The following is a 23,927-nucleotide window of genomic DNA, read 5'->3' as shown; positions in this document are numbered from 1 at the left end:
CGAACGGACCTCGAAATGCCTTTCACCCGAACCCAGAGCTTCGCCGCACTGGCCCGCGAGCTCGCCACCCAGCCGACGCTGACGGCCACCCTGCAGGCCATCGTCGAGCGCACGGCAGCCATCATCCCCGCCGCCGAATACGCGGCCATCACGGTCAAGCGCGGCGCGGAGCGCTATCAGACGGTCGCCTCGACAGGGGAGCTGCCGCTGAAGGTCGACGCCATCCAGTACCGGACCAAGGAAGGGCCGTGCCTGCAGGCGTTGGAACAACACCACGTCTTCCGCTCGGACGACCTCGGCGCCGATGACCGCTGGCCCGTCTTCGGCAGCGAGGTCACCGCCAAGACCGAGGTTGTCAGCATGATGTCGCACCGGCTGTTCCTCGAGGATTCGGACACGATCGGCGCGCTCAACCTCTATTCACGAAAGCCTGCCGCGTTCGCCGACACGGAGTTGGCTGCGCTCGATGATCTCGCCACGCATTGCGCGGTCGCCCTGACAACGGTCGCTGAGCGCGAGCAGAACCAGCACCTGCGGGCCGCACTGGAGACCAATCGCGACATCGGGGTCGCCATCGGCATCCTGATGGCGTCCAAGCTGGTCACCAAGCAAGAGGCCTTCGACGCCTTGCGCATCACCAGCCAGCACATCCACTGCAAGCTGCACCTGGTCGCCCTGGATGTCATCGAGAGCGGTGAGCTTCCCCGTTTCGTTCCGGGTGGGGCGCTGTCCACGTCCTCGCCGACGAGCTGAGCCGTCGGCGAGCTGAGCCGAGGAGCGAGCTGAGCCGAGGGCGAGCTGAACCGCGGCGTTCAGTAGTCCCTGGACCCCTCCGTCGACTCCACCCACTCCTGGCCGCACAGGATCGACACGGCTCGTCCGGTGTTGGGGTCCTCGGTCCGCACCACGGTGGTGCACCTGCGGATGAACAGCTGCTCAGCCGGCCATTCGGTCAGCTGACCGTTCAGTTCCAGCTTGCGGGCGTCGCGCCGGACCCGAAAGGTGGCCGTCGGCTGAGGGGAGCCGAGCGGTGGCAGGCCCGGATCGGGCTGCCAGTGCCCGGCCGGGCAGTAGCGCACCGCCCCGTAGGCCGGTAGATCTGAGCTGTGCATGATTCACCCCGGCGGTGACTGCAAGAGTTGTTCGAACATTTGTTCGATAATAGCTGGCTGACGCTCGCGCGACCAGAGGGCCCCTCCTCGGTCGTGGTCAGGCCCGTTGAACTCTCGCTGCGAGCAGTGAATGCATTGGGTGCGCGTTCGTGCGGTTTTCAGCACTTCCAGGTTGCTCACTTGTCTGCGGCGAGCACGCAGGGCTCCCGACGCGCGACGCCCGCTCCCGAACGCGGCTGCTGCTTGAAGCTGGGAGGCCCGGCCACGCTGAGCTGGACGGGCTTGGACCAGGCCCGCTCGGGCCGAGCCAGTAGGCTGAACTGCTGTGACCGACGTACCCGCCGAGCTGAAAGAGCTCTCGGCAACCCTGACCAGCATCGAAGCAGTTCTCGACGTGCCCACATTGCGCGACCAGGCCGCCGAGCTGGAGCGGCAGGCTTCGGACCCCGAGCTGTGGAACGACCCGGAGAACGCCCAGAAGGTGACCTCCAAGCTCAGCCACACCCAGGGCCAGATCCGCCGGGTCGAGGAGCTGCGCAGCCGGGTCGATGACGCCGAGCTGCTCTGGGAGATGGCCGAGACCGAGAACGACCCGGACTCGCGTGCCGAGGTCGAGGCCGAGCTGATCAAGCTGACCAAGGCCATCGGCGAGCTCGAGGTGCAGACCCTGCTGTCGGGCAAGTACGACGCCCGCGAGGCGCTGGTGACGATCCGGTCCGAGGCCGGCGGGGTCGACGCCGCCGACTTCGCCGAGATGCTGATGCGGATGTACCTGCGCTGGGCTGAACGGCACAACTACGCGACCGAGGTCTATGACACCTCCTACGCCGAGGAGGCCGGCATCAAGTCGACCACCTTCGGAGTCAAGGCGCCCTACGCCTACGGAACGCTATCGGTCGAGCAGGGCACCCACCGGCTGGTGCGGATCAGCCCGTTCGACAACCAGGGCCGTCGCCAGACCAGCTTCGCCGGGGTCGAGGTGCTGCCGGTGGTGGAGTCCTCCGACCACGTCGAGATCCCGGACGACGAGCTGCGGGTCGACGTCTACCGCTCATCCGGCCCCGGCGGCCAGGGCGTCAACACCACCGACTCGGCGGTCCGGCTGACCCACCTGCCGACCGGCATCGTGGTCAGCTGCCAGAACGAGCGCAGCCAGATCCAGAACCGCGCCTCGGCGATGGCGGTGCTGCAGGCCAAGCTGCTGGAGCGCCGCCGCGAGCAGGAGAAGGCGGCGATGGACGACCTGAAGGACGCCGGCAACAGCTGGGGTAACCAGATGCGCTCCTACGTCCTGCACCCGTACCAGATGGTCAAGGACCTGCGCACCGAGCACGAGGTCGGCAACCCCTCGGCGGTGCTGGACGGCGACATCGATGACTTCATCGAGGCCGGCATCCGCTGGCGCCGCTCGGCCTGAGCTGCCGATGACCGACCTGTACCCGCAGCCCGAGCCGACCGACGAGGGCCTGCTCGACGTCGGCGACGGCAACCGGATCTTCTGGCAGAGTTTCGGCAACCCCGACGGCAAGCCGGCCGTGATGCTGCACGGCGGGCCGGGAACCGGCGCTGCCCCCGGAATGGTCCGCGGCTTCGATCCGGCCCGCTACCGGGTGGTGCTCTTGGACCAGCGCGGCAGCGGCCGCAGCACCCCGCACGCCAGCGACCCGGCGGCCGACATGAGCGTCAACACCACCTGGCACCTGGTCGCCGACCTGGAGGCGCTGCGCGAGCACCTGGGCATCGACCGCTGGCTGCTCAGCGGCGGCTCATGGGGATCGACCCTCGCCCTGGCCTACGCGCAGCGGCACCCGGACCGGGTCAGCGAGATCGTGCTGTCGGCGATCACCACCGGCCGGCGCTGGGAGGCCGAGTGGCTCTACCGCGGCGTGGCCCGGTTCTTTCCCGAGGAGTTCCAGCGGTTCGAGTCCGGCGTCGCCCCGGAGTACCGGGACGGCAACCTCGCCGTGGGCTATTCGTGGCTGATGGAGAGCTCTGACCGGGCCGTGCGGGAGAAGGCCGCTCGGGACTGGTGCCGCTGGGAGGACGCGGTGCTGTCGCTGGAGCCCAACGCCAAGCCGAACCTGTACAGCGACCGAGCCTCCGACGCGCTGCTGGCCCTCGTCCGGATCTGCGCGCACTACGTCGCCCATGACGCCTGGCTGGAGGAGGGGCAGCTGATCCGCGACGCCGACCGCCTCGCTGGCATTCCCGGTGTCCTCATCCACGGCCGCCTGGACCTGAGCTGCCCGCTGGACACCGCCTGGGAGCTGGCGCAGGCCTGGCCGGACGCGCGGCTGATCGCGCTGGCCGACGCCGGGCACCAGGGCAGCGCCAGCAAGCGAGCGGCGGCGCTCGAAGCGCTCGACCGGTTCGCCGACCGCTAGCCGCTGAGCTTCGAACCGCTGTGCTGGTCACCGGCTGTGCTGGTCACCGGCTGAGCTGGTTCACGACATCGCGCAGCTTGCCGAGGCTGAGCAGGTCCGTCGCGACGATATGACCGTTCGACGTCACACTACGGCTGGTCGAGGGAAGCCAGAGGTTCACTGCCGGGCGGTTCGGATACTGCAGCACCAGCACGGTCACCGAGCGGTCGCGCATCCCAAGACTTGTGTGCAGGGCGTCGTAGTGGCTGAGCGACACCCGGTGCGCGGCCTCGGCGATGCGGGCGGCGTCGGCGGCCGTCAGGACGCGCTCGAGCGACAGCGCCAAGGCGTCGCCGTACATGCCGGCGTAGGAGCACAGCAGTCCGGCGTTCGGCTTGTCGGCCGGCGCCAGGTTGTGGTCGAGGTCCTTGCCTTCGTTGCGGACGCCGACCATGTCCTTGTTCTCAGCGGGGCAGCGGTCACCGGCCTCGATCCGCATCCGCGCGCCGACGGCCTTGTCGGGTCGCGGGCGCGGGTCCAGCCACGAGGTGAGGGCGTCGACCCGCAGGTAGCTCGCCTTACCGGCCGCCGACGCGTCGCCGATCGCGGCCAGCCCGATGTGCAGCTCACCGTTGGACGATGAACCGCCGGCGCCATGCCAGCTGTAGCCGAGGGTCGTGTAAGGGGTCCCGGAACCCCGGCTCATGTTGCCCGACTGCGACAAGCCGGCCGGTGGGTGCTGCTTGACGTAGGCATCGAGTGCCGGGAACGACAACGGCACCCGCCAGTACCTGGCCAGGTCGACGTTGGTGGGGGCCACGGTCGAGCCCAGCGCCGGGCCGGACAGGGCAGCCGGAGCCGTCGCGAGCTCCACCGAGCCCGGCGGGACCTCAGCCAGCGCGAGCAGCTTCCGGGCCGCACTCTCGGCGTCCGCGCGTCCGGCCCGGTACTGGGCTTCGTAGTCCGGGGCAGCGGACGAGGGGGCGCCGGACGCGGCCTGCGGCGAGCCGCTCGCGCCGGATCGGGCGGTCTGCGCGCCGGCGCACCCGGTCGCCACCAGGCACAGCGACAGTGCGGTCACGACCGTCGTGCGAAGTCTCATAAAAGGATAATGCGCTAACGCGGCCGAATTGCCGCCCGCACCGAGAAATAGTGATCGGCCTGCAATGTGGAGCCGTCGGGCGGCTTCTTTCCGGCCATGACCGGACCCCGCGTCATATCGTCACGACAATCTATTGCCGAGGCCAACTCGTGACGTGCTCCCCGTTCCGGCAATGAGGACGCCGCGATGACTTTCGGGGTGCCAGCAGCATGCGGCGGAGTCACCGTAGCTGTCGAGCAGCCGCCGGCTGCGCACTATCGAAGAGTGAGACCGAGCTGACTTTCAGGCGCGCACTGTCGGAGAGTCGCGAACCGCGGCGAGGTGCCACCATCGTCTCATCGCATTCACGGATATGTCGAAGATATAAAGCCAATCCCTGACCAGCCACGTTGGTCAGCGTGATCGCGATCGCGTCCCACCATGTTTTCGGCTTGCCCGGAGGTCTGCACTCCGGCACTTGCCGCTGCCCGGCTACTACCCAGAACCCCGAGGGGGCGATCAATGGCGTCCACGACCAAGCTCGCGGCAGAACGCGCTATTCGTATGATGCACGAGAATCTCGGTGACTATTTCACCATTGATGACATGGCAAACTCGGCGATGTTCAGCAAGTTTCATTTCACCAGGATCTTTCAAGAGGTCACCGGTGTTTCTCCGGGCCGGTTCCTGTCGGCATTGCGGCTGCAGAAGGCGAAGCAACTGCTGGTGTCCACCAGGTGGAACGTCGCTGACATCAGCGTCCTGGTGGGCTACAGCAGCGTCGGCACCTTCAGCACCCGGTTCAGCAAGAGCGTCGGCCTGTCACCGTCGCACTACCGCCGCCACAACAACGTGATTCCGCACGTGCTGTTCGACAACCCCTCCTCGGACCGGGCGGCAGGCACCATCACCGGGCGCCTGCGGTACGACCCGCCCGCGTCACCGTCGCACACCTTCGTCGGCGCCTTCCCCAAGCGGATCCTCGAAGGCCGACCGGTCAGCTTCACCTTCGTCGAGAGCGGCGACAGCTACGTCCTGCCGAACGTGCCCGAAGGTGAGTGGTACGTGATGGCGTGCACCGGTCCCCAGTCGAGGCGGTCCGTCGAGGCCTACGCGGAGTGGGGACAGGCCGGCGCGGTGGGAACCCACGGACTGGTCTCGGTGCAGAGCGGCGCCGTCGCCGAAGCTGACATCTGGCTGCGTCCGAGGTGCCTGCTGGACCCGCCGGTCCTGCTGATGCTGTTCGACGAGCACCCGCCCGGCGCCACCCCGGAGAGGTTCAACCGGCCGCTCAGCCCGGCCGCTTACCGGACCACCGCACGCCTGCGCTCGGCATAACGCTGAAACTGACCCACGACCCGCAATCGCGCTAAACCGGGCGGCCAGTCCTGCCAAGGTAGGATCATCCCCCGTGATCGCGCTCCAGAACGTCACCAAGATCTACGCCGCCAGCACCCGCCCAGCCCTGGACGACGTTTCCCTCGACATCGACAAGGGCGAGTTCGTCTTCCTGATCGGCGCCTCGGGCTCGGGCAAGTCCTCGGTGCTGCGGTTGCTGCTGCGCGAGGACGTGCCCACCAAGGGCAGCGTCATCGTCAACGGCAAGGACATCGCCAAGCTGCCCGCGCGCAAGGTTCCTGAGCTGCGCCGCGGGATCGGCTGCGTCTTCCAGGACTTCCGGCTGCTGGAGAAGAAGACCGTCTTCGAAAACGTCGCCTTCGCCCTGGAAGTGATCAACAAGTCCCAGCGCGCGATCACCCGCTCGGTCCCCGAGGTGCTGGAGATGGTGGGCCTGCAGGGCAAGGCGCACCGCTATCCGAACGAGCTGTCCGGCGGCGAGCAGCAGCGGGTCGCGATCGCCCGGGCGTTCGTCAACCGGCCGCTGGTGCTGCTGGCCGACGAGCCGACCGGAAACCTGGACCCGGACACCAGCCAGGGCATCATGGGCCTGCTGGAGCGGATCAATCGCAAGGGCACCACGGTGGTGATGGCCACCCATGACAACAACATCGTCGACGCCATGCGCCGCCGGGTGATCGAACTCGAACTGGGCCACGTCGTCCGCGACCAGAACCGCGGCGTCTACGGAATCGGCCGCTGAGTCGGTTGGCCGCCAAGCTCACCCCGCAGCGCCAGTGGCTCCTGCTGAGCGAACACCGATCGGAGTATGAAGCCCATGCGCGCTAGCTATCTCATGTCCGGAGTCGCGACCGGGCTGCGGCGCAATGCCAGCATGACCATCGCGCTGATCCTGTCCACCGCGATCGCGCTGTTCTTCCTGGGCGGGGCGCTGCTGATCAACAAGGAGATCGCCAAGACCCAGGCGGCCTACAAGGACAAGATCAACGTCTCGATCTACCTCTGCACCGAGACCTCGAAGCAGAGCCCGGGATCCAACTGCAAGCAGAAGGTGACCAACGCCGAGCGGGTGGCGCTGGAGGCGAAGCTGAAAGCCGATCCGCAGATCACCGACGTGCAGTACCTCACCGAGGCCCAGGCCACCCAGATCGCCAAGCAGCGCCTCGGTGAGAAGGTGGTCGACGAAGCCGGGCCGGGGGCGATCCCGGCGTCGTTCACGGTCAAGTTGCGCGATCTCAAGGCCGACTACGTGCCGGTGGCCTCCCGCTACGCCAACGTCGCCGGCGTCGAGCAGATCCAGAATCAGGACGTCAGCCTCAAGACCATGCTGCGGCTGTTCGACACCGGCCGGGTGGGTTCGTTCGTGATGTTCTTCGTGGTGCTGATCTGCGCGCTGCTGCAGATGGCCAACACCATCCAGACCGCGGCCCAGCAGCGGCGCAACGAGACCGGCATCATGCGCCTGGTCGGGGCCTCGCGCTGGATGACCCAGCTGCCGTTCGTGATCGAGGCGATGCTGGCGGCGGTGGTCGGAGCGATCCTGGCGATGGTGGGCAACTGGGTGGCCAAGGTGGTCTTCTTGGACGGTTTGCTCGGTGATCAGGTGAAGTCTCGGATTTTGCAGCCGATCTCGGCCAACGACATCATCCTGGCCGGCGGGGTGGGCCTGATCGCCGGCGTGATCCTGGCCGCGGCCACTGCCTGGCTGACCCTGCGCCTCTACGTCCGGCTGTAGCTTTCTCCTCATGGCCGCCGCAACCGCACAGTCCTCCAACCGCCCGGTCCGCAAGATCATCGCGCAGAACAAGAAGGCCCGGCACGACTTCCTGATCGTGGACACCTTCGAGTGCGGCATCGTGCTGATGGGCACCGAGGTCAAGTCGCTGCGGCTGGGTCGGGCCTCGCTGATCGACGGCTTCGCCACCATCGACGACGGCGAGGTCTACCTGCACAACGTGCACATCCCCGAGTACGCCTTCGGGTCCTGGACCAACCACACCCCGCGCCGGGTCCGCAAGCTGCTGCTGCACAAGGGCGAGATCCTGCGGCTGATCGGCAAGATCAAGGAGTCCGGGCTGACCCTGGTGCCGCTGTCGCTGTATTTCGTCGAGGGCAAGGTGAAGGTCGAGCTCGCCCTGGCCAAGGGCAAGAAGACCTACGACAAGCGCCAGGACATGGCCAAGCGTGACGCCGACCGCGAGATCAGCCGGGTGCTGGGCCGGCGCGCCAAGGGCAGAACCGACTGATGGACGCCGGCGCTCCGGCCGGCAGCGCCGCTGAGAGTTTCTGAGTCGCTGGGGTTCCTGAGGCCGCTGGGGTTGCTGTGCTACGCCAGCCAAATTCAGTCGCTGCTGGAGTGGGGCTTCGGCGATGATTGGTTGAGGCAGGTGCTATGGCACAACGGCGCGGCGTTGATGGATTTGTGAGGTGTGAGGGTGTCAGTGACAACCGTGCGATGGCAGCCGTTGAGCGTCGAGACGGTGACCGCCTGGGCCGAACTGACCAACCTGCTGGCCGTGGCGGACGGCACCGAGGAGTTCTACGAGCCCGAGGCGCTGGCCGAGGAGCTGACCGAGCCAGGCGTCGACCCGCAGCTGGACACGGTGGCAGTGTGGCGCGATGGCGTACTGGTCGGCTTCGGGCAGCTGCGGGTCGCGTCCGGGCTGTTCGAGGGCCAGGCCCGGGCCGAGATCTACGGCGGGGTCCGGCCGGAGTTCCGCAGACAGGGGCTGGGCGCCGAGATCATGGACCGGATGGAGGCCCGGGCCCTGGAGCTGACCGGCCAGCGGCATCCGGGCGCGCCGGTGATGCTGCGGGTTCCCGGCGGCATCGAGGGGGCCTCGGTGCGCCCCATGCTGGAGCGCCGCGGCTATCAGATCGTGCGCTACTTCCAGGAGCTGAGCCGGCCGATCCCCGGCGTGCTGCCACCGCCGCCGGAGCTGCCGGTGCGGCGGTACTCGGCCGAGCTGGCCGAGGCCGTCCGGCTCGCCCACAACGACGCCTTCAGCACCCACTGGGGCGCCATCGAGCGCGATGCCGACTCGTGGGCCAGCCAGGTCGGCTCCCGGACGTTCCGGCCGGACTGCTCGTTCGTCAGCCTGGACTCCGACGGCGACGTGCAGGCCTACGTGCTGGTCAACCAGTGGGTGGACGGTGAGGCCTGGGTCGCGCTGGTGGGCACCCGGCAGCGATCCCGAGGCCGCGGGCTGGCCCGGGCCTGCCTGGCGGCGTCGGTGCGGGCGATGGCCGAGCAGGGCTACACCACGGCGTGCCTGGACGTCGACTCGGAGAACGGCTCGGGCGCCGGCGCCTTGTACGCCTCGCTGGGATTTCAGCTGGACCGGGTGATCGCCCATTACGGACGGCTGGAGCCGGCCCCCAAGCCCTGATCGGTGGCCGCCAGCCCTGACCGGCCCGTGCGCCAGCCCTGACCGGCTCGCGCGCCAGCCCTTACCGGCCCGCGCGGCCGGCTCGGGTAGGCCGGGTCAGGTGCCGGTGCTGGCCCGGGCGGCCTGCGCCGAGGTCGTGGCGATGCGGCGCTGGTCGGCCACCAGGATGCCGTAGGTGAAGGCGTTCTCGCCCTCGTCGGCCACCTGGTCAGCGATCCGGCGCAGCACCTCGGTGGCCACGATCGCGTCCTGGTGCTCGCCGAGCAACGTCTGCAGCCGCGATGCCCGCTTGGCTACCGCGCTGGCGCGCTTGCCCAGCGCCGGAGCGGCCGCCTCGGCGGCGTAGCGGGCTCGCTTGCCGGCCTTGCGGGCCTGGTGCAGCTGCTCGGCCGGGGTGTGGTTGCCGGCGGCGCGCTTCATCCGCTTGCCGAGCTTGCGCTCGGCCGCGTCGACGTACTCGGTCAGCACGCTGGGCGGGCCGGCCGCCTCCGGGGTGAAGGGGGGCTGCTCGCGCCAGCGGGCCAGGTCGCGAACCAGCACCCGGTAGCGCTCGTCGCGCATGGTGTCCAGCAGCGCGCCGGCGTGCTGGCGCAATTCGGTGAGCAGCACGTCGTCGATCCGCCGGGCGACCGGGCCGACCACCAGGTAGGCGGGCAGGTCATCGACCGCGCGAGCCAGCCGGCTGCGCAGCACCTCGCGATCGCGCACCTCGCCCAGCTCGGCGGCGAACCAGGCCAGCTCGTCCTGCAGCCGGGTGGCCGGCTCGGCGTCGAACAGCGGCGCGAAGATCCGCAGCGCGGCCCGCAACCGCCGGGTCGCGACCCGGGTCTGGTGAATGGCCTCGTGCGGCGGGCTGGTCGCGCTGGCCTCGAACGGCTTGACCGAGATGGCGAAGTGGCCGGCGGTGAGGGCGTCGCACTGGGCGCGCAGGTAGCTGGTCAGGGTGGTCGCGGCGCTGCTGATGGCCGGATCGTCGGGGCAGCCCATCGCGCGTTGCAGCTTCGATCCCGAGCGTGAGACGAAGGCGCCGCGGGCCAGCAGCAGCCTGGTCGCCCGGTTGAGGTCCGCGGTGCTGCCGGCCTGGCCGAGTTCCACCTCGAGCTCGCGCCAGCGCGACACCGCCACCGGCGCCCCTTCCGAACTCACCCGGACCTCGTCGTCGGCCAGTTCGAACACCAGCCGGCCGTCCGGGGCGGTGATCCGGTGGGACGTCCGGGTGGTGTTGAGGGTGATGGTCCGCACCAGCTCGTCCTGGCCGGCGAACGGCCAGATCAGGTTGCGCAACTCCTCGGGCGGCTCGTCGTTGCCGGGCAGTGGCCAGTGCAGCTCGGTGCGGAAGCCCACCCCGGGGACCTTGAGATGCCAGCCGGTGTCAGTGTCGCCGATGCGCCGGCGAAGGGTCAGGCGCGAGCGCAGCAGGTCGTTCTCGGCGGTGTCGTAATAGGCGCTGGACAGGTTCACGGTGCGGCTCTGCACGCTGGCGCCCGGGCCGGCGAACTCGGCCAGGTCCCCGAGCGTGAAGTCGGGGGCCACGTCGAACTTGGTCTCGATCTCGCGATGGGTATCGGCCACGGGTGTAGTTGTACAGCCTGGCGTGTCAGTGCACGGTAGTTCCTTTCGAGTGCCCGGGGGTCACAGGCGGTCAGGGCAGCAATTCAACCGGGGCGGCGGGGCCGGTCATGGCATGATGGAATCTGCCGGACGCTCACCGCGTTGGGCAGTGTGACGGGCGCACAACGCCCAGAAGGGGGTGAATGGTCTCGACTTCGGACGTTGAGATGAGGGGAAGCGGGCCGAGGACCGCATTGCTGACCTCGTTAAAAAAGCGATGCAAAACAAAATAAGCGCCGATTCCAATCGCGCTGACTTCGTTCTCGCTGCCTAAGTAGCGAAACGAGTCTGTCAGCCCGGGTTCGTCACCGGCCCGGATCCTGGCATCAGCTAGGTGGCTTACCGAACTCCCCGGTCGCGGGGGAGTTCGGGACAACTCACAGCGACTGGGCCTGTCACACCGACTTGTGTGCGTGATCGGTGAGGCCGAGTAGAGACACCGCACACTGCGCCCGGAGAAGACCCATCAAAGCGACGAAGGACCCGGGTTCGATTCCCGGCACCTCCACCAGTAGTAGCTCAACAGGAACGGCGCTCAGGATCTCCTGAGCGCCGTTCCTGCGATTTCCGCGTGAGTGGGTTAAGGCGTGCTGTTAGCAGTCGGGTGGCTGAAAAAAATGATTAGTCTCCGGACCTGGCGAGGGCAGAAAGCCCGATGCGCAACCGCGACTCAGCTGATTGATAGGCGACAACGGCGATGACGTGGAGGATCGAAAGGTCATCCATGCCGATCGAGCGCAGAGCGTCCACATCGGCTTGAGCCATGAGCCATGGTGTGAGACTCAGCTTGTCCGCGAACTCCGACAATGTGTCGCCCGACCCTGCGGTGCTCTCGGCAGCAGTTAGTGAATCGGCCTGGTCAAGGGCAGCTATGGCGCCGTCGCACGCGTTGCGAGCCGCTATCCGTCGGAGCCGGCTCAGCGTCGCCGAAGATAGCGGGCCAGGACCCTCTGCTACGTAGTCACGCCAGCGGTGCCAAGCTGCCTGCACGTCAGGTAGGGCAGACAGGAGCTCAAGTGAGCCGTCGACGGGCGGCCACTCTTCCGGTCCGGGCCTCGGGGCCGATTCCGTGAGGCCGCGATAGACGAACCGGGGAAGCTCGTTGCCGTAGTCCGCCTCGATTCCGGTGCCGTCGGCTACCCGAGTCAGGTAGTTGAACATGGCTACCAGCCCGATGGCGACCACTATCGAGGTCCGCGACAGACCCTCTTCGGACAGCCGTCGAATATCGACAGGGCCGATCGCCCACGGGCGAGCCGTCAAGGTCTGAGCGAAATCCACCAGGCAGGCATCCTGAGGTGAGAGCTCGTCGAACGCCTGCCCCAGGACGATGCGGCGGCTGACGGTGTCGTCGCCGCTGGCTACACGCAGAAACTCTGCGTGAGCGGTCGTTCAATAGAAGCACTCATTCTCGCGGGAAGTCACCGAGTTGAGCAGCTCCCGGGAGCGCCAGGGAAGCGCGTCGTTGCTCAGCGAGCCCGAGACCGCGAACGTGCGTCGCAGCAACTCTGAATCAAGAGAGTGCGCTCGGATGATCCCAGCCGCGTCACCGTGATCCGGCAGGTATACGGGTGGCATCGGACGGGCAGCCATCGCTGAGTACGCCTCGAGGAGGTCGCCGTCCGCCTCCTGCTTGCCGATCACCCGTAGATATGCCATACCGTCACCCCGCATTGATCGCTGATCGTCATCAGCGTTGGTTAGAAGCTACCGTCCCAGTGCTCATCACGTCCTGGTCGGCGTCGTCAAGCCCTTGCGTCGGGCTGCTGGCGAACAGCGGCGTGCTCCGGCAGGTGGAGCGGAGCCGCCCCCACCGGATGCGCATCGGGATGGGCGCTGCGGTTGGCCAGTTCGAGAGCGTGTTCTGTGGCGTGGGCATCGTCGGTGGGTTGCGGGCGCCACGAGCCCCTGAGCAGCAGCGTGAGCGGGCAGAGGGCCAGTGCCCCGATGGTGCAGATCCAGAACCAGGCTTGCCACTGGCCCGGGCTGTCGGCCCGCGCCTTGAGCAGGCCTGGCACCTTTTCGGCGATCAGGGCGAGATTTCGCTGTGCGATCGGGTCACCGGCCAACGTAGCCAGTGTTGGCGCGCCGACGGTCTCGATCGCCTTCTGTCGCACTGCCGGGTCCTTCGGCGACGCGCCGAGGTCGCTGAACACCTTGGGGTGCGCCTGCGCCTGGGCCAGCAGCAGTTGCAGGGGTTGGCTCTTCGCGAAGTAGGCTCGCGCCTGACCCACGGAAGGGCCGTCGTCGACGATGGGCGTGACAGCCGAGACGATCAACGGGATCGTGACGATCGCGCCGGCGAGGAACAAGCGCAGGGTCCAACCCCAGATGGCCAGGCCGGTGGCCGACAGGGCGGGGTTGCGATGCTCGACGGTCTCGGTGAAGGCAGCCATCCACGGCACCCATACAGCACCCAGGCATAGGCCCATGAGCGCCAGCAGGATCGCGATGGTGGAGAAGGTCGGTGAGGAGTCGGCCTTCGACAGGAACACGATGTCGACCGCGACGGTGACCAGGGCGCCGGCGACGATGAGCGGCTTGCGGACGCGCAGCTTGTCCGACAGCACCCCGAAAACGAGCATGGACACCGCCGCGGTGGCCCACAGCCAGTTCAACAGGGAGTTCGACTCACTGGCGGTGAAGTTGAGGTTGGTCTGGAAGTACACCGGAAGAGCCCCGACGGCGGTGAAGTACATGAGCAGGAAAACGCTGATGCCGACTGCCGGGCCGACGATGTCGAGCCGGACCATCTGCCGGTACGGGTGGCGGGTGGCCTCTTCGTGCGACAGCCCGCGGCTGTTCAGCGCCGCTGCGGTCTTGGCCTCGAGCGCGCCGACGATGCGGTCGCGGTCGGCGCTGTTGAGCTCGCGCAGGAACAGCAGGGCCAGCACGCTGACGACCACGCCGACCCAGCCTGCGACTTTGAACTGGAACTGCCAGTCCGGGTGGCTGTCGAGGGTGTTGCTGGAGACCATGGCGACCAGAAGGCTGCCCAGCACCGGCGTCATCGTCCAGAAGGCCATGGCCTGGGCGCGACCGACCTGGGGGCTGAAGTCACGCACCAACGCCGGCGTGACGACCAGGATGATGCCCTCGAAAATCCCGCCAACGCTCAGAACGATCGCGTATTGAAAGCCGGTCGTCACGTTGGGCACCCATAGCAGCGTCACCAGGGTGACGCCGATCAGGCCGACGACCGCCATGTTGCCGCGTCCCACCTTGTCGGCGACGCCGGACGCCAGGGAGCCGATGGCGCCGACAGCGTTCGACAATGCCGTGACGCTGGCGAAGTACAAGAAAGTGACGTCGAAGTCACCGAGAAGCTGCAGTGTGACTGCCCCAGCGAGAAAGTTCTGGTAATACACCATGACTGTCGCGGTGAAGACAATCGCGAGGTAGAAGATGCGCCTGGCGCCGGTCGGGTACTCCGGCAACTCGCGCTGCCACAGGCCGCGCAACGGCGATGGCGATGCTGTAGGCGATGCTGTAACAGCAGTCATGGTCTCTCTCCCTCTCGTTCCTGGCGAGGGTGGACGGCACCCGACCGCGCCGACAAGGCGCTGAATTGCCTAGGTCATAGACCGGCGGCATCGGCGGTGTAAGAGCGCACGCCTGCATATGCCGTGTGCACGACCGACGCCCTGCAGACGTACCGGCCGGGTCGCCGCAGCTGTGGCGTCGGTTGGGATACCGATTCGCAACCTGAGATCCGCCGTGCGGGTCCAGAATGAGGCGTGGGCCGAGACGACGCGCATCCCGACGACATCGACTGGCTCGATGTCGGCCCTGACGGCGCGCCCGGTGAGATGACCCCGCCCCGGCGGCCATGGCCCAGATGGTTCACCTTGACGGTGGTCGCGCTCGCCGCCGCGCTGGTGGTCGCGGCGCTGAACTACGAACGGGGCGGCACCCCGTCGGCGGCCCGGGGGAGCGCCGCTCCGACCACTCCGACGTCCTCCTCGACCCAGGCCGGCCCTCGGACGCCCACCACCTCGGCGCCGCGACCTGCCGGGCCGGCCGTGTCGGTCACCCGGCTGGGCCGGCCGTTGCTCGGCGCCACCACCGGCTGGGAGCTGGTCGCCCGCGGTGACAGGGTGCTGGTGCGCATCGAGCCGGCCACCGGCCGGATCACCCGCACCGCCATTCCCACCTTGCTCAGCGGCGGCCCGGTGTACCTGCTGGCAGGCGAGGACCAGGTGCTCATCCGCCCGCTGGACAAGGTGCCGGGCTACCTGGTGCCCGACGGCCGGCCGGCACGTGAGCTGCCGGCGCTGCTCGAGCACGACGGCCCGGTGTATCCGGGACCGCGCCCCGACCAGATGTGGGCACGGCCCAGCGATGACCACCAGCCGGTGATGGCGCTGATGGAGCTGGACGGCAGCAGGCTCGCCGAGTTCATTCCGATCCCCTCGGAGAACCTCTCCTTCGACGCGACCGCCGACGGCGCGGGCTACCTGCTGTTTCCCGGTATCGGCGGGGTCTACAACGCCCGGCCCGACGGCCTGCGACGGATCAGCACCGGCTCTCTGGTGGCGGTCGGCCCGACCGGGTGGCTGGTCACCGAATGCGATGACCGGCACCGCTGCCAGTCGGTGGTGATCGATCGCCGCGACGGCTCCCGGCGGGTCGTGAACGCCGCGATAACCGGCCGGCAGCAGCGCGGGGTGATCTCCCCCGACGGGGCGACCGCGGCCATGCTGACCTCGGCCCGCAACGGCGCTATCGGGCTGCAGTTGCTCGACCTCGCCACCGGGAACCGGCGGGTTCTCAACGTCTCGGTCAATCAGTCCTACGAGGGCGCAATCGCCTTCTCACCGGACAGCAACTGGTTGCTCGCCGTCACCGTGGACGGCACGCTCTCGGTGATCAACCGCAAGACCGCGGCCGTGGGCAGCCTGGGCGTGCCGCTGCCGCCGCTCAGCCAGCTCGTCCTGCGGCCCGCCCGCTAGCTGTAGTGCCGACGGGCGCGGTGCTGACTACAGGCGCGGTGCTGACTACAGGCGCAGTGATCGCCGCACCATTTGTTACAAACCGTATGGCCGATACGCACGCCGATCCACCTCACGCGGGTCCACAATGAGGCGTGAGCCGAGGGGACCCGTACTCCGACGACATCGACTGGCTCGATGTCGGCTCCGATGGCGCGCCCGGTGGGACGGCTCCGCCGCGACGTCCATGGCCGAGGTGGTTCACGGCGGCGGTCGTCCTCGCGGTCGTCGCACTCGTGCTCTCGGTGCTGAATCGGGAACGGGCCACCCAGTCGACAGCGCGGGTGAGCACCTTGCCGACGACATCGCCGACATCTGCGCCGACCACGCCGGCACCGAGCCCGACCGCACCCGCGTTCACCGTCGCGCCGCCGGCGCACACGTCAACCCTGCCTGCGGTGTCGGTCACCCGGCTGGGCCGGCCGCTGCTCGGCGCCACCACCGGCTGGGAGCTGATCGCCCGCGGTGACGAGGTGCTGGTGCGCATCGAGTTAGCCGCCGGCCGGATCACCCGCACCACGGTCCCCGGCTCGCGCAGTGATCAGGGCTTCGTCAGCCTGCTGGCAGGTGCGGACCAGGTGCTCATCCAGCCGTTGGACAGGGCGCCGGGCTATCTCGTGCCGGACGGCAAGCCGTCCCGCGAGTTGCCCGTGCTCGACAAGGACGGCTGGGTATTTCCCGGACCCGCTCCCAACCAGATGTGGATGAGGTCCGGTGACAGCCAGCCGGTGATGGCGCTGACCACCTTGGATGGCGGCAAGCTCGCCGGATCCCTCCCGATGCCGCCGGACAGTGCGGCTTATGAAGTGGTTGCCGACGGCGCGGGTGGACTCCTGGTCTCCGGCGTCGGCGGGGTGTACACCGCTGGACCCGACGGCCTGCGCCGGATCAGCACCGGGGCGTTGCTGGCGGTGGGTCCGACGGGCTGGCTGGTGGCCGAATGCGATGACCGGTATCGCTGCCAGACCGTGCTGATCGGCCGGGTCGACGGCTCACGGCAGACCGTGAACGCCGCGATACCGATCCGCAGCCCGCGTGGAGTGATCTCACCCGACGGGGCGACCGCGGCCATGATGACCTTCGACCCCAGCGGAAGGCTCGGGCTGGAGTTGATCAACCTCGCCTCGGGAAACCGGCGCGCCCTCAAGGTGTCCCTGCATATGGAGTCCTATGACGGAGGAGGCATCGCTTTCTCACCGGACAGCGCCCTGGTATTCGCCGTCACCGCCGACAAGACGCTCGCGGTCATCAACCGCGAGACCGGAACCGTCGGCGGCTTGGGAGTGTCCTTGCCCGAACTCAGCCAACTCGTTCTGCGGCCCGCCCGGTAGTCGGCCGCCGATTAGTTGCCGACCAGCCACCGCGCCCGGCACACTCGCCCGCATGCGCCAGGCCTTCGCTCACAGCGCCGAGCTGAGCATGCCCGTCGGCGATGACCCGGCCGCCGTAGGAGCGGCGATCACCGTCGCGCTGTGCGGGCACTGGGAGCACGAGCCGCCCTGCCCGCTGGCACCGCACCACTCCCAGGCCCAGCGCGACGGTGAGACGGTGCGGGTGCGAACCCTGTTCGCGGCCGAGCCCGATCAGGAGCCCGAGGTCCGTCGCCTGATCGAGCAGGCGCTGCGCACCGGCGAGCAGAGCCGCCCGGACGGGGCCACCGCCCGCTGGCAGCTGCTGCGCAGCGAGGCCGCCGAACCCGGCCCCGACGAGCTCGCGCACGCCGAGCGCCTGATCAGCAACTGAGCCGGTCGGCAACCAGAGTCGGCTAGCAACCAGAGCGCCGCGTCCGACCCGTATCGAATTCGCTCGCCAGGACGGTCGATATCGCTACGCGTCGGCCGGCCAGCAACCTGAGCCGCCAGCAACCCTGGCGCCGCGTCCGACCCGTATTGAATTCGCTCGCCAGGACGGTCGATATCGATACGCGTCGGCCGGCCAGCAACCTGAGCCGGCCAGCAAACTGAGCCGCCCAGCAACCCGAGCCCGATCGGGAGCTGACGGGGGCCGACTGCTCAGGCAGGCGGCCGGAAGTCCGTCTGCGTCGTGCCGGGGTAGCCCGGCTCGGCCGGCGGCATCAGGATCCAAAGGATGGGGTAGACGATCAGCTGACTGCCCGGCGCCACGAGCAGGACGATCAGGAACAGCCAGCGGGCCGGCCAGGGGGCGATGCCTAATCGCTGACCGAGCCCCGCGCACACCCCGCCGAGGATGCGTCCCTCACGTGGGCGCGACAACCCCTGGCTACGGAAACGCTCTTGGATGGACCCCATGAGATGTGTGCTCCTCTTCGTACGGTGCTTTCTGCGGCAGTCTGGGCCTGCGCCGCCCGGTGCGGCGTCAGGTGTAAGCATCGCCCCCATGCGGCCTCCGTGGCGTCGGGATCGGCCCTGATCTTTACCCGCACCGCGCGGTAAGCCGATCAGGGTCAGCTCAGGCACTTCCCTGTGGGAGGCCTTAGGAGGGCCGCCTACCGTGAAGGGAGCGACACGGCACTGCCTTCAAGGAGGAAATCGGAATGACCCTCGACGTCCAGCTCAGCGGCAACGTCATGCAGATGGCGCTGGTCCAGCTTCGGCCGGGCCAGACCATCTACAGCGAGGCGGGCAAGTTCTTGTTCAGCTCGGCCGACGTGACGATGGAGACCAAGCTGACCGCGCCCGCGGCTGCCGGCCAGCCCGCGGCCGCCGGTGGCCTGGGCGGCATGCTGCGCGGCGCGATGGACGTCGGCAAGCGGGTGCTGGCCGGTGAGTCGTTCGCGTTCTGCCACTTCAACACGGCCGGCGGCGACGGCCTGCTGGCCCTGGCCGGAGTGCTGCCCGGTGAGATGCGGGTGCTCGAACTGGACGGCCGGACCACCTGGTTCGCCGAGAAGGACGCCTTCGTCGCCGCCGAAGCCGGGGTGCACTTCGACATCGCGTTCTCGGGCATGCGGCAGGGTTTCGCCGGCGGCGAGGGCTTCGTGCTGGAGAAGTTCACCGGCCTGGGCAGCCTGATCATCGCCGGCGCCGGCAACTTCATCGACATCAACCCGGCCGACTACGGTGGCCGGCTCAAGGTCGACACCGGTTGCGTGGTCGCCTGGGACGACCGGATCACCTACGGCATCGAGCGGGTCGGCTCGCTGAACAAGGCCGGTGTGATGAACGCGATGTTCGGTGGCGAGGGAATGAACCTGGCCACTCTGAGCGGCAACGGCTCGGTGATCCTGCAGTCGCTGACCATCGACGGGCTGGCCAAGGCGCTGGCCAAGAACATGGGCGCGGGGGACCGCAAAACCGGGGCCGGGATGGGCGGGCTGTTCTCCGGCAGCACCAGCTGAGCCCGACCCGCGAGCAGTTGACAGGCAGCTTCTTAACGATTTTCGAACGCCCACCACCTAACAGCCGCCACACCTGGGTGGAACTTGTCAGGTGCCTTAATCGTCTCGCCTAGCATGAACATATGTCGCCCGCACCGGGCGGCGAAGATCCGCGACGAAGGTCATGCGGCCTTCCTCTAGTCACCTGGAGTTTCACGTGGGAGTCAGTCTCACCAAAGGCGGCAACGTCTCGCTCACCAAGGCAGCCCCCGGTCTGACCGCGGTCACGGTCGGCCTGGGTTGGGACGCCCGCACCACCGACGGCCAGGACTTCGACCTCGATGCCAGCGCGATCGCTTGCGGTGCCAATGGCAAGGTCCTCTCCGACAAGCACTTCATCTTCTTCAACAACCTCTCCAGCCCGGAAGGCGCCGTCGAGCACACCGGCGACAACCTGACCGGTGAGGGCGAGGGCGACGACGAGCAGGTCAAGGTCAACCTGGCCGGAGCTCCCGCCGAGATCGACAAGATCGTCTTCCCGGTCTCGATCTACAACGCCGAGGCCGGCGGCCAGTCCTTCGGCCAGGTCCGCAACGCCTTCATCCGGGTGGTGAACCAGGCCGACGGCAGCGAGCTGGCGCGCTATGACCTGTCCGAGGACGCCTCGACCGAGACCGCGATGGTCTTCGGCGAGCTGTACCGCAGCGGTGCGGAATGGAAGTTCCGCGCGGTCGGCCAGGGTTACACCTCAGGCCTGGCCGGTATCGCCCGGGACTACGGCGTCAACGTCTGACGCCTTAGCTCGGGCCGGCCGCGAGTGCGTCGCGGCGAGCATGCGCAGGAGAAGAACGCGGGAGGGAGTTGGATGGGAGTCAGCCTCACCAAGGGCGGCAACGTCTCGCTGACCAAGCAGGCGCCAGGCCTGTCCGCCGTGGTGGTCGGTCTCGGCTGGGACGAGCGCACCACGAGCGGCCAGGCCTTCGACCTCGACGCCAGCGCGCTGATGCTGACGCCGAAGGGGCGGATCCTGTCCGACTCCCACTTCGTGTTCTTCAACAACCTCACCAGTCCGGACGGCTCGGTCGAGCACACCGGCGACAACCTGACCGGTGAGGGCGAGGGCGACGACGAGCAGATCAAGGTCGACCTGAGCCAGGTGCCGGCCGAGGTGGACCGGATCGTATTCCCGGTCTCGATCTATGACGCCGACAGCCGGCGGCAGAACTTCGGCCAGGTGCGCAACGCCTTCATCCGGGTGATCAACCAGGCCGACGGCGTGGAGCTGACGCGCTACGACCTGTCCGAGGACGCGTCCAGCGAGACTGCGATGATCTTCGGCGAGCTGTACCGCCATGCTGGAGACTGGAAATTCCGGGCGGTCGGCCAGGGTTACTCCTCCGGGCTGGCCGGCATCGCGCGAGACTACGGCGTCAACGTCGGCTGATCCGGCGCGGACGGGCACACACACCCCAACCGGGGCCGCCACGGCCCTGGTTGCTCACAGATAGCGAAGCTTTCATGGTGTTCAGAATTTTCGGCTGGTCGTTCGGGGTCACCGCGGTCGGCCTGGTGCTGGCGTTGATGTACGGCGGCCCGGCCGGGTTGGCGATCGCGGCCATCCTGATCGTCCTGGAGGTCTCGGTCTCCTTCGACAACGCCGTCGTGAACGCCACGGTGCTGGAGCGGATGAGCCCGTTCTGGCAGAAGCTGTTCCTGACCCTCGGCATCCTGATCGCCGTCTTCGGTATGCGGCTGGTCTTCCCGCTGCTCATCGTCGGGATCACCGCGCACCTGTCGCCGACCGAGGCCGTGACCCTCGCCCTGGAGAAGGGCCCCGCGGACGAGCCGGGCAGCTACGCCTACCTGCTGAACGAGGCGCACCCGGCGATCGCGGCCTTCGGCGGCATGTTCCTGCTGATGCTCTTTCTCGACTTCATCTTCGAGGAGCGGGAGATCACCTGGCTGAGCTGGCTGGAGCGCCCGCTGGGCAAGATGGGCAAGCTCGACATGCTCGGGGTCGTGGTGGCCAGCGTGCTGCTGCTGCTGGCGGCGACCCAGCTCGCTCCCGAGGACAAGGTGGCCACCGTCCTGATGTCGGGCGTGCTGGGCATGGTCACCTACATCCTGGTCAACGGGCTCAGCAGCATGCTCGAAGAGCACGAGGTGCCGCACGTCGACCCGGAGGACGAGTCCGGCTCGGAACTGCTGCCCGCCCCCTCGAAAGAGCTGCCGCCGAGGAGCGCCGCCAAGGCCAACGGCGAGCTCGCCCTCAAGACCGGCAAGGCAGCCTTCTTCTCCTTCCTCTACCTGGAAGTGCTGGACGCCTCGTTCAGCTTCGACGGCGTGATCGGCGCCTTCGCCATCACCTCCGACCCGATCATCATCGCCATCGGCCTGGGCGTCGGCGCCATGTACATCAGGTCGCTGACGGTCTACCTGGTGCGCAAGGGCACCCTGGCCGAGTACGTCTACCTCGAGCACGGCGCGCTGTGGGCGATCGGCTCGCTGGCGGTGCTGTTGCTGCTCACCATCAAGTACCACATCCCCGAGGTGGTCACCGGCCTGATCGGGGTCGGCTTCATCATCGCGGCCCTGGTGTCCTCGGTGCGCCGCAACCGGCGTAACAGCGACGAGAACCCACCCGGCGCCACCCAAGACCTCGACCCGGCGACTGCCGCAGTCTGAGCTCCCAGCACAGAAAGCAGACCATCATGGGTATCGACTACACCAAACGTCCGGCAACCCCCGCGCAGCAGTCCGGCGGCGCTCCGGCGCCGTCCGGCGGCGCACCGGTGTCGCTGTCCAAGGTCACCCTGACCAAGTCGGCGCCTTCGGTGTCGCTGACCAAGCAGGGCTCCTCGACCGGCATGCTGCGGGTGAACCTGAACTGGAACGCCAAGCCGGCCGGTAGCGGCGGCGGCGGCCTGTTCAAGCGGTCCGCTCCTACCCTCGACCTGGATCTCGGCTGCCTGTACGAGTTCACCGACGGCACCAAGGGCGTGGTGCAGGCACTGGGCAACGCGTTCGCGGCCAGCCCTCGGGGCGTCAGCGAGCCGGTCATCCGGCTGGACGGCGATGACCGCTCCGGGACCAACACCGAGGGCGAGAACCTGTTCATCAACCTCAGCTACGCCAGCCAGATCAAGCGGGTGCTGGTGTTCGCGCTGATCTACCAGGGCGCGGCCAACTGGGCGGCGGCCGACGGCCTCGTGACGCTGCACCCGGCCAGCGGCCCGCAGGTCGAGGTCCGGCTGGACGAGACCCGCGACGGCGCCCGGATCTGCGGCATCGCGCTGCTGGAGAGCAGGAACGGCGAGATCTCCGTCCGGCGCGAGGTCAACTACATCGACGGCAGCCAGAGCGCCCTGGACCGCGCCTACGGCTGGGGCATGAACTGGGCTCCCGGGCGCAAGTAGCTCGCAGCCCACACCTCCCAACCCGAAGGAGTCCCACCATGTCTGACCTCGACCTCGGTTCGAGCGCCACTCCGGCGGCGACCCCGCCGGCCGGCAACGCGCTGGTGCTGGCGCCGCCGCCGCCCGTGGTCGTGGTGGAGAAGGAGCAGGCGGTCGGGGCGGTGCCGGTGGACAACACCCGCCAGCTGGAGTTGCGTTCCCGCGCCCAGACCTTCGCCCAGGAGCTGGCCGGCCTGGAGGCCAACTCACCGGCGTTCACCGAGAAGGTCAATGCGATCACCTCGATGGGCGAGCAGGACATGCGCGCCTCGGCCAGCGTCTCCAACCGGATGCTGGACCGCCCGGCGGCCGCGCTGAACGCCAGCAAGGGCCGCGGTGGCGCCGACGCCCAGTCCCGGGTCGCCAGCACCCTGGGCGAGCTGCGCCAGACCGTCACCGAGCTCGACCCGAACCGGGCTGACCTGACCGGGGTCAAGAAGGTCCTGAAGTTCCTGCCCGGCGGCGACAAGGTGCAGCGCTACTTCCAGAAGTACGAGTCGGCCCAGACCCAGCTCAACGCGATCATCAAGGCGCTGGAGTCGGGCCAGGACGAGCTGCGCAAGGACAACGCGGCCATCGACACCGAGAAGGCCAACATGTGGGCCACGATGGGCAAGCTCAGCGAGTACAACGAGCTCGCCGGCGCCCTCGACGCGGCCGTCGAGGAGAAGATCGCGCAGCTGCAGGCGGCCGGCCAGACCAAGCAGGCCGACGCCCTGAAGGCCGACGCGCTGTTCCCGATCCGCCAGCGCCGGCAGGACATCATGACCCAGATGGCCGTGGCGGTGCAGGGCTACATGGCGCTGGACCTGGTTCGCAAGAACAACATCGAGCTGATTAAGGGTGTCGACCGGGCCCAGACCACCACCATCGCCGCGCTGCGGACCGCGATCATCGTCTCGCAGGCGCTGTCGCGGCAGAAGCTGGTGCTGGAGCAGATCACCGCGCTGAACGCCACCACCTCCGACCTGATCGAGCGGACCTCGGAGCAGCTGCGGATCCAGGGCGGCCAGATCAACCAGCAGGCCGCCTCCTCGACGATCGAGGTCGCCAAGCTGCAGGCCGCCTTCGACAACGTCTTCGCGACCATGGACGCCCTGGACACCTTCCGGGCCCAGGCCGCCGACTCGATGGCCGCGACCGTCGACGCGCTCCAGGGCCAGATCGAACGCGCCAAGCCCTACCTTGAGCGCACCCGGCGGGGCGAGCTGAGCGCCAGCGGCGGAGAATAAACGGTCGGGTCCTGCTGCCCTGCGACGACGAAATGG

At 68.3% G+C, this 23,927-nt stretch carries 24 protein-coding genes and 1 other RNA gene; 18 read left to right on the top strand and 7 right to left on the bottom strand.

The window, feature by feature from the left end:
- Positions 1-15: 15 nt before the first annotated feature.
- Positions 16-753, top strand: a complete 738-nt coding sequence (locus VF557_20315; GenBank protein ID HEX8082564.1) for a GAF and ANTAR domain-containing protein — start codon at positions 16-18, stop codon at positions 751-753.
- Positions 754-812: 59 nt separating this feature from the next.
- Here VF557_20315 and VF557_20310 read toward each other — a convergent pair whose 3' ends face one another.
- A complete protein-coding gene (locus VF557_20310; GenBank protein ID HEX8082563.1) occupies positions 813-1,112 on the bottom strand; it encodes a hypothetical protein in 300 nt (99 codons plus the stop codon).
- A gap of 325 nt (positions 1,113-1,437) precedes the next feature.
- Here VF557_20310 and prfB point away from each other — a divergent pair, with 325 nt between their 5' ends.
- Together prfB and pip are read left to right on the top strand one after the other, a co-directional pair.
- Complete coding sequence (prfB, locus tag VF557_20305; GenBank protein HEX8082562.1) at positions 1,438-2,529, top strand: peptide chain release factor 2; 1,092 nt, start codon at positions 1,438-1,440, stop codon at positions 2,527-2,529.
- 7 nt (positions 2,530-2,536) lie between these two features.
- Positions 2,537-3,496 (top strand): prolyl aminopeptidase, encoded by a 960-nt coding sequence (gene pip, locus VF557_20300; GenBank protein HEX8082561.1) that lies wholly within the window; start codon positions 2,537-2,539, stop codon positions 3,494-3,496.
- 43 nt (positions 3,497-3,539) lie between these two features.
- Here the strand turns inward: pip and VF557_20295 are convergent, their stop codons facing one another.
- Positions 3,540-4,577: a hypothetical protein gene (locus tag VF557_20295; protein ID HEX8082560.1), complete on the bottom strand. Its 1,038-nt coding sequence runs from the start codon at positions 4,575-4,577 to the stop codon at positions 3,540-3,542.
- Between the two features lie 420 nt (positions 4,578-4,997).
- Between VF557_20295 and VF557_20290 the strand changes: the two genes are divergently transcribed.
- The 5 genes from VF557_20290 (at position 4,998) to VF557_20270 (ending at position 9,304) form a co-directional block, all read left to right on the top strand.
- Positions 4,998-5,894 carry an AraC family transcriptional regulator gene (locus tag VF557_20290; protein ID HEX8082559.1) on the top strand — a complete coding sequence of 299 codons (897 nt, stop codon included), beginning with the start codon at positions 4,998-5,000 and terminating at the stop codon, positions 5,892-5,894.
- Positions 5,895-5,967: 73 nt separating this feature from the next.
- Positions 5,968-6,657: a cell division ATP-binding protein FtsE gene (ftsE, locus tag VF557_20285; protein HEX8082558.1), complete on the top strand. Its 690-nt coding sequence runs from the start codon at positions 5,968-5,970 to the stop codon at positions 6,655-6,657.
- Between the two features lie 75 nt (positions 6,658-6,732).
- Positions 6,733-7,650 carry a permease-like cell division protein FtsX gene (gene ftsX, locus VF557_20280; protein HEX8082557.1) on the top strand — a complete coding sequence of 306 codons (918 nt, stop codon included), beginning with the start codon at positions 6,733-6,735 and terminating at the stop codon, positions 7,648-7,650.
- Positions 7,651-7,660: 10 nt separating this feature from the next.
- Entirely contained in the window at positions 7,661-8,161 is a 501-nt protein-coding gene (gene smpB / locus VF557_20275; GenBank protein HEX8082556.1) for an SsrA-binding protein SmpB, read from the top strand.
- A 189-nt stretch (positions 8,162-8,350) separates the two neighbouring features.
- Positions 8,351-9,304 (top strand): GNAT family N-acetyltransferase, encoded by a 954-nt coding sequence (locus tag VF557_20270; protein ID HEX8082555.1) that lies wholly within the window; start codon positions 8,351-8,353, stop codon positions 9,302-9,304.
- Between the two features lie 96 nt (positions 9,305-9,400).
- Here the strand turns inward: VF557_20270 and VF557_20265 are convergent, their stop codons facing one another.
- Positions 9,401-10,876: a CYTH and CHAD domain-containing protein gene (locus tag VF557_20265; protein HEX8082554.1), complete on the bottom strand. Its 1,476-nt coding sequence runs from the start codon at positions 10,874-10,876 to the stop codon at positions 9,401-9,403.
- Between the two features lie 174 nt (positions 10,877-11,050).
- On the opposite strand from VF557_20265, the gene ssrA reads away from it, so the two are divergent.
- Positions 11,051-11,426, top strand: a transfer-messenger RNA (tmRNA) gene (gene ssrA, locus VF557_20260).
- 110 nt (positions 11,427-11,536) lie between these two features.
- Here ssrA and VF557_20255 read toward each other — a convergent pair.
- From VF557_20255 to VF557_20245, 3 genes are all read right to left on the bottom strand, one after another.
- Positions 11,537-12,196, bottom strand: coding sequence for a hypothetical protein (locus VF557_20255; GenBank protein HEX8082553.1), 660 nt, complete (start codon positions 12,194-12,196; stop codon positions 11,537-11,539).
- Positions 12,197-12,307: 111 nt separating this feature from the next.
- On the bottom strand, positions 12,308-12,574 hold the full coding sequence (locus VF557_20250) for a hypothetical protein (GenBank protein HEX8082552.1): 267 nt from the start codon (positions 12,572-12,574) through the stop codon (positions 12,308-12,310).
- A gap of 86 nt (positions 12,575-12,660) precedes the next feature.
- Positions 12,661-14,418: an MFS transporter gene (locus VF557_20245; GenBank protein HEX8082551.1), complete on the bottom strand. Its 1,758-nt coding sequence runs from the start codon at positions 14,416-14,418 to the stop codon at positions 12,661-12,663.
- Between the two features lie 234 nt (positions 14,419-14,652).
- Here VF557_20245 and VF557_20240 point away from each other — a divergent pair, with 234 nt between their 5' ends.
- From VF557_20240 to VF557_20230, 3 genes are all read left to right on the top strand, one after another.
- Positions 14,653-15,867, top strand: a complete 1,215-nt coding sequence (locus tag VF557_20240) for a hypothetical protein (protein HEX8082550.1) — start codon at positions 14,653-14,655, stop codon at positions 15,865-15,867.
- A 134-nt stretch (positions 15,868-16,001) separates the two neighbouring features.
- The gene (locus VF557_20235; GenBank protein ID HEX8082549.1) at positions 16,002-17,237 is read left to right on the top strand and encodes a hypothetical protein; all 1,236 of its coding nucleotides are present in this window, start codon (positions 16,002-16,004) and stop codon (positions 17,235-17,237) included.
- A gap of 52 nt (positions 17,238-17,289) precedes the next feature.
- Positions 17,290-17,649 carry a hypothetical protein gene (locus VF557_20230; protein ID HEX8082548.1) on the top strand — a complete coding sequence of 120 codons (360 nt, stop codon included), beginning with the start codon at positions 17,290-17,292 and terminating at the stop codon, positions 17,647-17,649.
- 269 nt (positions 17,650-17,918) lie between these two features.
- Here the strand turns inward: VF557_20230 and VF557_20225 are convergent, their stop codons facing one another.
- Positions 17,919-18,176, bottom strand: coding sequence for a PspC domain-containing protein (locus VF557_20225; GenBank protein HEX8082547.1), 258 nt, complete (start codon positions 18,174-18,176; stop codon positions 17,919-17,921).
- 245 nt (positions 18,177-18,421) lie between these two features.
- On the opposite strand from VF557_20225, the gene VF557_20220 reads away from it, so the two are divergent.
- The 6 genes from VF557_20220 (at position 18,422) to VF557_20195 (ending at position 23,891) form a co-directional block, all read left to right on the top strand.
- Entirely contained in the window at positions 18,422-19,225 is an 804-nt protein-coding gene (locus tag VF557_20220) for an AIM24 family protein (protein ID HEX8082546.1), read from the top strand.
- A gap of 196 nt (positions 19,226-19,421) precedes the next feature.
- A complete protein-coding gene (locus VF557_20215; GenBank protein ID HEX8082545.1) occupies positions 19,422-19,997 on the top strand; it encodes a TerD family protein in 576 nt (191 codons plus the stop codon).
- Positions 19,998-20,069: 72 nt separating this feature from the next.
- A complete protein-coding gene (locus VF557_20210; protein HEX8082544.1) occupies positions 20,070-20,648 on the top strand; it encodes a TerD family protein in 579 nt (192 codons plus the stop codon).
- A 74-nt stretch (positions 20,649-20,722) separates the two neighbouring features.
- Complete coding sequence (locus VF557_20205) at positions 20,723-21,889, top strand: DUF475 domain-containing protein (protein HEX8082543.1); 1,167 nt, start codon at positions 20,723-20,725, stop codon at positions 21,887-21,889.
- A gap of 26 nt (positions 21,890-21,915) precedes the next feature.
- Complete coding sequence (locus tag VF557_20200) at positions 21,916-22,620, top strand: hypothetical protein (protein ID HEX8082542.1); 705 nt, start codon at positions 21,916-21,918, stop codon at positions 22,618-22,620.
- 38 nt (positions 22,621-22,658) lie between these two features.
- On the top strand, positions 22,659-23,891 hold the full coding sequence (locus VF557_20195; protein ID HEX8082541.1) for a toxic anion resistance protein: 1,233 nt from the start codon (positions 22,659-22,661) through the stop codon (positions 23,889-23,891).
- The last annotated feature ends 36 nt before the right edge of the window (positions 23,892-23,927 follow it).

The organism is Jatrophihabitans sp. (assembly GCA_036389035.1).
Classification (GTDB): Bacteria; Actinomycetota; Actinomycetes; order Mycobacteriales; family Jatrophihabitantaceae; genus Jatrophihabitans_A.
Note: the sequence above shows the minus strand (reverse complement) of the source record. Positions and strands in the feature narration are given on the sequence as shown.

Excerpts from the sequence above, each read along its gene's own strand:
- VF557_20315 (HEX8082564.1), top strand. The coding sequence starts at position 16 with ATGCCTTTCACCCGAACCCAGAGCTTCGCCGCACTGGCCCGCGAGCTC.
- VF557_20310 (HEX8082563.1), bottom strand. The coding sequence starts at position 1,112 with ATGCACAGCTCAGATCTACCGGCCTACGGGGCGGTGCGCTACTGCCCG.
- pip (HEX8082561.1), top strand. The coding sequence starts at position 2,537 with ATGACCGACCTGTACCCGCAGCCCGAGCCGACCGACGAGGGCCTGCTC.
- VF557_20295 (HEX8082560.1), bottom strand. The coding sequence starts at position 4,577 with ATGAGACTTCGCACGACGGTCGTGACCGCACTGTCGCTGTGCCTGGTG.
- VF557_20290 (HEX8082559.1), top strand. The coding sequence starts at position 4,998 with ATGTTTTCGGCTTGCCCGGAGGTCTGCACTCCGGCACTTGCCGCTGCC.
- ftsX (HEX8082557.1), top strand. The coding sequence starts at position 6,733 with ATGCGCGCTAGCTATCTCATGTCCGGAGTCGCGACCGGGCTGCGGCGC.
- smpB (HEX8082556.1), top strand. The coding sequence starts at position 7,661 with ATGGCCGCCGCAACCGCACAGTCCTCCAACCGCCCGGTCCGCAAGATC.
- VF557_20250 (HEX8082552.1), bottom strand. The coding sequence starts at position 12,574 with ATGGCATATCTACGGGTGATCGGCAAGCAGGAGGCGGACGGCGACCTC.
- VF557_20245 (HEX8082551.1), bottom strand. The coding sequence starts at position 14,418 with ATGACTGCTGTTACAGCATCGCCTACAGCATCGCCATCGCCGTTGCGC.
- VF557_20230 (HEX8082548.1), top strand. The coding sequence starts at position 17,290 with ATGCGCCAGGCCTTCGCTCACAGCGCCGAGCTGAGCATGCCCGTCGGC.
- VF557_20225 (HEX8082547.1), bottom strand. The coding sequence starts at position 18,176 with ATGGGGTCCATCCAAGAGCGTTTCCGTAGCCAGGGGTTGTCGCGCCCA.
- VF557_20220 (HEX8082546.1), top strand. The coding sequence starts at position 18,422 with ATGACCCTCGACGTCCAGCTCAGCGGCAACGTCATGCAGATGGCGCTG.
- VF557_20210 (HEX8082544.1), top strand. The coding sequence starts at position 20,070 with ATGGGAGTCAGCCTCACCAAGGGCGGCAACGTCTCGCTGACCAAGCAG.
- VF557_20205 (HEX8082543.1), top strand. The coding sequence starts at position 20,723 with ATGGTGTTCAGAATTTTCGGCTGGTCGTTCGGGGTCACCGCGGTCGGC.
- VF557_20200 (HEX8082542.1), top strand. The coding sequence starts at position 21,916 with ATGGGTATCGACTACACCAAACGTCCGGCAACCCCCGCGCAGCAGTCC.
- VF557_20195 (HEX8082541.1), top strand. The coding sequence starts at position 22,659 with ATGTCTGACCTCGACCTCGGTTCGAGCGCCACTCCGGCGGCGACCCCG.